The 7,289-nt window shown below is 69.6% G+C and carries 6 protein-coding genes; all 6 read left to right on the top strand.

All coding sequences use genetic code 11. The features are described from left to right. Positions 1–7: 7 nt before the first annotated feature. Entirely contained in the window at positions 8–223 is a 216-nt protein-coding gene (locus ACWDVB_RS32330; RefSeq protein ID WP_451516360.1) for an MbtH family protein, read from the top strand. 53 nt (positions 224–276) lie between these two features. Further along, positions 277–1,152 carry an LLM class F420-dependent oxidoreductase gene (locus ACWDVB_RS32325; protein ID WP_451516359.1) on the top strand — a complete coding sequence of 292 codons (876 nt, stop codon included), beginning with the start codon at positions 277–279 and terminating at the stop codon, positions 1,150–1,152. Between the two features lie 22 nt (positions 1,153–1,174). Next, positions 1,175–2,968 (top strand): ABC transporter ATP-binding protein, encoded by a 1,794-nt coding sequence (locus ACWDVB_RS32320; RefSeq protein WP_451516381.1) that lies wholly within the window; start codon positions 1,175–1,177, stop codon positions 2,966–2,968. Beyond that, positions 2,965–4,752, top strand: coding sequence for an ABC transporter ATP-binding protein (locus tag ACWDVB_RS32315; protein WP_451516358.1), 1,788 nt, complete (start codon positions 2,965–2,967; stop codon positions 4,750–4,752). The genes ACWDVB_RS32320 and ACWDVB_RS32315 overlap by 4 nt, the downstream gene beginning before the upstream one ends. Positions 4,753–4,817: 65 nt before the next feature. Then, positions 4,818–5,984, top strand: coding sequence for a threonine synthase (locus tag ACWDVB_RS32310; protein ID WP_451516357.1), 1,167 nt, complete (start codon positions 4,818–4,820; stop codon positions 5,982–5,984). 54 nt (positions 5,985–6,038) lie between these two features. Then, positions 6,039–7,289, top strand: a 1,251-nt coding sequence (locus tag ACWDVB_RS32305) for a beta-ketoacyl synthase N-terminal-like domain-containing protein (RefSeq protein WP_451612014.1), incomplete at its 3' end; no start/stop codon positions are given.

Below are 7,289 nucleotides of genomic sequence, written 5' to 3'. Positions count from 1 at the left end.
GACACCCATGGAAGACCGACAGGACGACACCTCGTACGCAGTGGTGGTCAACGCGGAGGAGCAGTACTCGATCTGGCCCTCGGGCCGCGATGTCCCCGAGGGGTGGAGCCCCGTCGGGAAAGAGGGGCCACGAGACGAATGCCTGGCCCACATCGCGGAGATCTGGACGGACATGCGTCCGCTCAGCCTCCGTCAGCGCATGTCGGCCGAGAACATCCCGTGACGATGCCAGTGCGGTTCGATGTCTGCCGTTCTTCCTTGTTCCTTTGGAGCGTCATGTACGACCTGCCCTACTCCTCCTTTCCTGTCCGCATAGGCGTGCAGATACAACCGCAGTACTGCTCGTACCCCGAGATCCGCCGAGCCGCCGCGATGTTCGAGGACCTGGGCATCGACGTCCTGATGAACTGGGATCACTTCTTCCCGGTGTACGGCCCCACCGACGGCGAGCACTACGAGTGCTGGACGATGCTCGGGGCATGGGCCGAGGCGACCAGCAGGGTGGAGATAGGGCCGCTGGTGAGCTGCAACTCCTACCGGAACCCCGATCTGCTCGCGGACATGGCGCGGACCGTCGACCACATCAGCGACGGACGGCTCATCCTGGGCATCGGCGCCGGTTGGAGCGAGAAGGACTACGCCGAGTACGGCTACGAGTTCGGCACGCCGAAGGACCGGCTCGACGCCCTGGGAGAGGGCCTGGAGCGCATCGACCGCCGCTGGCGGCAGCTCAACCCGGCCCCCACCCGCAAGATTCCCGTGCTCATCGGCGGCAACGGCCGACGCAGGACCCTCCGGCTCGCCGCACAGTACGCCGACATCTGGCACGGCTTCGGCGACGCGAAGGAACTGGCGTACCGGCACAGTGTCCTCGATGCCTGGTGCGCCGAGATCGGACGCGACCCCGGGGAGATCGAGCGGTCGACCCGCGTCTTTCGGCGCAGCCCGGAGGAGGTGGGCCAGGGCCTCCTGGACGTCGGCACGCGCTTCATCCAACTCGTCGCCCCGGCGCCCAAGTTCGACCCCGCGCCGGTCAAGGACTGGCTGGACTTCAGGGACGACATGAACAAGAGAACAGTCTCGCAACGTCCTGGCACCGCCGCGTCCGGCCGGCCCCTGCACAAGGAGCCCGACGCCCGTGAAAGCATTTGAGGACGTGAAGGCTTCAAGAAAGATGACGCCGCTCCGGGACACGAGCGCCGCCGGAACCCAGTCGAACCGGGTGCCCTACACCGACCCGGGCTCACCCGACCTCCGCAGCCCCGCCCGCTATCTGTGGTGGCTCGTCGTCGCGCAACGCCGACGGATCCTGCTCGGTACCCTGTGGGGCAGCCTGTGGATGTGCGCCCTGATGCTGCCGCCGTACTTCATGGCCAGGGCCATCGACGACGGGCTCAGACAACGGGACACGGGCACACTGCTGTTCTGGACCGTCATCGTCCTGGTCACCGGCGCGGTCATCGCGGTGCTCGGCATCCTCCGCCATCGCACCATGACGCTCGTCCGCGTGGACGCCACTTACCGCACGGCCCAGGTCGTCATCCGGCAGATCACCCGGCTCGGCGCCACGCTGCCGCACAAGGTGTCCGTCGGCGAACTCACCCACCTCCAGGCCGGCGACATGAGCCGTATCGCCCAGACGCTCACCATCACGGGCCCCGGCGTCGGCGCGGCCATCGCCTACCTGGCCACCGCCACCCTGCTGTTCACCATTTCCGCCGTCCTCGCGGCCGTCGTGGTGCTCGGCGTGCCGCTGCTCGCCATTGCCGTCGGCCCGCTCCTTGGCAAGCTGCACGGCGCGGAGGGCACCTACCGGGAACACCAGGGCAAGCTCACCGCCGCCGCCGGGGACATAGTGGCCGGCCTCTCCGTGCTCTGCGGTATCGGCGGCAAGGCTGTCTTCGAAAAGCGGTACCGGCAGCGCTCCCAGCAGCTGGTGACCGACGGCTATCGGGTCGCCTCGTTCACCAGCTGGGTGCAGGCCATCGGAGCGGGGCTGCCCGTCGTCTTCATCGCCGTCGTGACCTGGATCGGCGCTCGGATGGCCGCCAGCGGCGCCATCAGCGTCGGCGAGATGGTCGCCGTCTACGGATACGTCGCCGCGCTCCTCGTCCCGGTGTCCTTCTTCCTGGAGGGCGCCGAAGACCTGCCCCGGGGCCTCGTCTCCGCCCGTAGAGTGACCGACATCCTGGCGTTGCGGCCCGAGGTCGAGGACGCGCAGGCCACCGCGACCGCGCCCGCCGGACCCACCGCACTGCACGACCCCGCCTCCGGACTGACACTGCGGCCCGGGCGGATGACCGGACTCGTCACTGCCCGGCTCGACGAGGCCAGAGCCGTGGTCGACCGGCTCGCCCGGTACGTGGACTCCGAAGCGACCTGGGGCGAGGCGAAGCTGTCGGACCTGGAACTGGCCGAAGTGCGCCGCCGCATCCTGGTCGCCGACAACGACGCCCACCTGTTCGCGGGGGCGCTGCGCTCCGCCGTCTCCGTACGGGACGACCACACGGACGAGGAGTTGCAGCGGGCGGTACGGACCGCGGTGGCCCACGACATCGTGGAGGCCATGCCCGACGGGGTCGAATCCCGGCTGGAGGAGCGGGGCCAGAACGTGTCAGGGGGGCAGCGGCAGCGACTGCGCCTGACCCGCGCCCTGCTCGCCGACCCGGAGGTGCTGCTGCTCGTCGAGCCGACGTCGGCGCTCGATGCGCACACCGAGGCGACGGTCGCCCAGAACATCCGTACCGAACGGCAGGGGCGCACCACCCTCGTGGTGAGTACCTCGCCCCTGCTCCTCGACCAAGTCTGCGATGTCGTCCTGCTCGTGGACGGCGAAGTCGCGGCCGTAGGCAACCACGGGGAACTGCTCGCCTCCCATCCGGCCTACCGGCGCCTCGTCCTTCGGGGCAGCGACGAGAGCGACCTGCCGGTGGGCGGAAGGAACACTCGGGAAGGAAAAAGCCGATGAGCGGCTCCCACGAACCCCGGCGTCTTCCCGTCGCGGACGCGGCGCCCGTACGTCGGGGCATCCTGGCGCTGATCAAGACGGACTGGCGGGCGATGGCCCTGGTCCTCCTCTTCACCGGACTCGCCGCCGTCGCGGGCCTCGCCGGGCCCTGGCTGCTGGGCCGCATCGTCACGCGTATCGAGAACGGAGACGCCACGACATCGGCGGTCGACCAGCTCGCACTCGGCGGGCTGCTGTGCGCGATCGGTCAACTCGTCCTCACGCGCTTCGCGCTCAACCACTCCCACCGGTTCGGCGAGCGGGCCCTCGCACGCCTGCGCGAAGAGGTGGTGAGCCGAGCTCTCGCCCTGCCCGCCAGGGTCGTCGAACAGGTCAGCTCCGGGGATTTGGTGACGCGGTGCACTATGGACGTCGGCACCGTCGCCACCACCCTGCGCAGCGCGGTTCCCGATGTGTTCATCGCGGCGGTACAGGTGTTGTTCATCTTCGCGGCCGTGTTCCTGCTCCACCCGCTGCTCGGGCTGTTCGCCCTGGTGGGCATGCCCTTGGTCTGGTGGGTCACCCGCTGGTACCTCGTGCGGGCGAGGACCGCTTACCTCGCTGCGGGAGAAGCGGCTTCGGAGGTGGCCGAGGTCGTCGCCTCCACCGCGCAGGGCGCACGCACCGTGGAGGCCTTCGGGCTGCGCGAGCGCCGTGTGCGCGACGCGGACCGTGCCATCGATCAGTCGTACCGTGCGGCACGCCGCACCCTGTTCCTGCGCAGCGTCCTGTTCCCGGTCACCGAGTTCGCACACTCGCTGCCGGTCGCCGTGACCCTGCTCGTGGGCGGATACGCGTACATCGACGGCTCGATCGGTCTCGGCGTGGTGGTGGCAGGGAGCCTCTACATATGGCAGCTGATCGACCCGCTGGACCGCATCCTGATGTGGGTGGAACAGCTGCAGAGCAGCGGAGCGTCCCTGGCTCGGATCAAGGGCGTCGCTCTGGTCGCGGGGGAGCGCCGCACCAACGTGCCGGAACCCGCCGATGATCGCATCGAGGTGCGCGGGGTGGACTACGCCTACGTGGCAGGGCGCGACGTCCTGAAAGAAGTCGACCTCACCGTCCGCCCCGGCGAACGGCTCGCCGTCGTCGGTCCTTCCGGCGCGGGCAAGACCACACTCGGAAAGCTGTTGTCCGGTGCGGACGCCCCACGGCATGGCAGCGTGCACGTGGGAGGCGTGCCGGTCGCGGACCTCGCGGCCGCGGACGAGCTGGGCAACCGCATCGTCATGGTCACTCAGGAGCACCACGTGTTCATCGGTACTCTTCGGGACAACCTCACCATGGCCGCACCGCACGCCGATGACGCGCGCCTGTATGCCGCGCTCGCCCTGGTGGGTGCCGACTGGGCCGAGGATCTGCCCGACGGGATGGACACGGAGGTCGGCTCCGGGGGCATGGTGCTGGATCCGGCCCAGGCCCAGCAGCTCTCTCTGGCGAGGGTCGAGCTCGCCGACCCGCACACCCTGATCCTCGACGAGGCCACCGCACTCCTCGATCCGGCGACCGCACGCCACGCCGAGTGGGCGATGGCCGCCGTCCGGGCGGACCGCACCGTGATCGCCATCGCCCACCGGCTCCAGACCGCCCACGACGCCGACCGCGTGGCCGTGGTGGACGACGGCAGGATCGTCGAACTGGATACCCACGACAAACTCATCGCGGCGGACGGCCCGTACGCGGCGCTGTGGCGGTCCTGGCACGGCCGGAGCGATGCCGACAACGAGAGGCCCACCAGCTGATGCGGGTGTCCTCACGCCACACAACGTCATCCGGAACCACAGAGCAAGGAGCCGCTGCATTGCCGGTGGATGTATTGAGCCATGGCCCGGCGTCCGGCAAGTACGTGCTCGTCTGCACGCGCTGCCGTACTGAACTCGAGCCGGCACTGGTGTACCGGTGCCCCGACTGCTCGGGTGCGCTCGAGCCGCATTATGCCCTCGACGATTCGGCGCACCGGGCCCATGAGGCCCCCGAACGAGCCTACTTCGACTTTCTGCCCCTCAGTTCGCCGGACTTCCTCGACGACGGGGTCACCGTACGTACGCCGTGCCGTCCCGCGCCCCGGCTCGGTACTGCCGTCGGCGTGCCGGACCTCTGGGTGAAGGACGAGTCGAAGCAGCCGACGGGAACCACCAAGGACCGGCTGGCGGCCGTCGTGCTCGCCGTGTACCGGCAGTTCGGTGTCAAGGAGTTCGTGGGGTCGAGTACGGGCAACAGCTCGACGGCGCTGGCCCGTGCGGTACGCAGGGACCCCGCCATGCGGGCCCACTTCTTCTGCGGTGAGGACTTCGCCGTCAACCACGACATCCTCGACGACGCCAGGACCACGCTCACCGTGGTGCCCGGCACCTATGTGGACGCCTCGGCCCAGGCCCGCAGGTACGCCGAGGCCCACAGGCTGCACCTGGACGCGGGGTTCTTCAACTGGGCGCGTCGTGAAGGGCTGAAGATCGCCTATCTGGAGGCCCTCGACGAGATGGGCCGGACGCCCGACGTGATCGTCCAGGGCATCAGCAGCGGCATGGGCGTCGTGGCCGCCCACAAGGGTATGCGTGAGTACCTGCGGATCGGTGCCATCGACCGCATGCCCCGCTTCCTCATGGTCCAGGAGGACTCCTGCGCGCCCGCCGCGCGGGCCTGGCAGGAGGGACGTACGGAACTGACCGACGCCGACCGCATCGAGCGGCCCGAGGGTCTGGCCACGGCGATTCTGCTCGGCGACGGCGCGCCCTACTACCCTTATCTGCACGCCGTCGCATCGAGCACCGGCGGCGCCATCGTCTCGGCCACCGGCCGAGAGCTCGTTCAAGCCCGGGCGATGCTGCGGGAGTTGGAGGGCCTCGACGTCTGTCACGCCGCCGCGGCGACGATCGCCGCGGTGCGCAACGAAGCGGCCGCAGGCCGGATCGACAGGGACGCGACCGTCCTCGTCAACCTGACCGGACGCAGCCGGACGGCGGGACCCGCCTGAGCGGGGAGCCCGCCCAGGGGGAGAGAACATGCTCGCTGCGGCGAGGGGAGACCGATGACAGAGCAGCAGTTCGACGAGTATGCGGAGAGCCTGGACATCGCCGTGATCGGCATGGCGGGTCGCTTTCCGGGAGCTTCGGACGTGGGGGCCTACTGGCGCAACATACGGGACGGGAAGTGCTCGGTCGCCTTCCTGTCCGAGGAGGATCTTGCGGCCCGCGGCGTCGACCCGGAACGAGCCAGGGACCCGCTGTACGTCCCCGCGGTCTATGAACTGGCGGACATCGACCGGTTCGACGCCGAGTTCTTCGGCTATTCGCCCCGCGAGGCCGAGGCGATGGATCCCCAGGCCCGGATCCTGCTCGAATGCGCCTGGACCGCCTTGGAGACGGCGGGCCACGACCCCGCCCGCTACGAGGGACTCGTCGGCGTGTATGCCGGGGCGGGAACCAACACGTATCTGATGTTCAACGTCGCGGCCAACGGCGGGGCCGTCGGAGCGCTGGGCGGCAGTCAGGTGATGATCGGCAACAGCGCCGACTTCCTCACCTCGCGGGTGTCGTACAAGCTCGGCCTCGAAGGCCCCAGTGTCAACGTCCAGTCGGCCTGTTCGACCTCGCTCGTCTCCGTGGCGCTGGCTTGCCAGGCGCTCCTGTCGTACCAGTGCGACATGGCGCTCGCCGGTGGCGTCGCCGTCGACGCGACCAAGCACAGCGGCTACACGTACACGGAGGACGGCATCTTCTCGCCGGACGGGTACTGCCGGACCTTCGACGCGGACGCCAAGGGCACCGTCGGCGGGAACGGCGTCGGGATGGCCGTCCTCAAGCGGCTCGGCGACGCGCTCGCCGACGGCGACCACATCCACGCCGTCATCAAGGGTTCCGCGCTGAACAACGACGGGGACCGCAGGGCCGGTTTCACCGCCCCCAGCAGCGACTCGCAGGCCTCCGTCATCGCGACGGCCCTGGCCAACGCGGACGTCGAGCCGGAGACGATCGGCTACGTCGAGTGCCACGGCACCGCCACGGCCCTCGGTGACCCGATCGAGTTCGCCGCCCTCAGCACGGCGTTCGGCGCGAGCACCGCCGAGCCCGGCTCCTGCGCCCTGGGGGCAGTGAAGACCAATATCGGGCACCTCGACGCCGCGTCCGGCATCGCCGGCCTGATCAAGGCCGTCGCCGCCGTCGAGCACGGGCAGATCCCGCCCACCCTCCACTTCACCGCCCCCAATCCGCGCATCGGCCTGTCCGGCAGCCCTTTCTTCGTCAACACCGAACTCGCCCCGTGGCCCGTCGCCGACGGG

It is taken from the genome of Streptomyces sp. NPDC003379, assembly GCF_053589195.1.
Note: the sequence above shows the minus strand (reverse complement) of the source record. Positions and strands in the feature narration are given on the sequence as shown.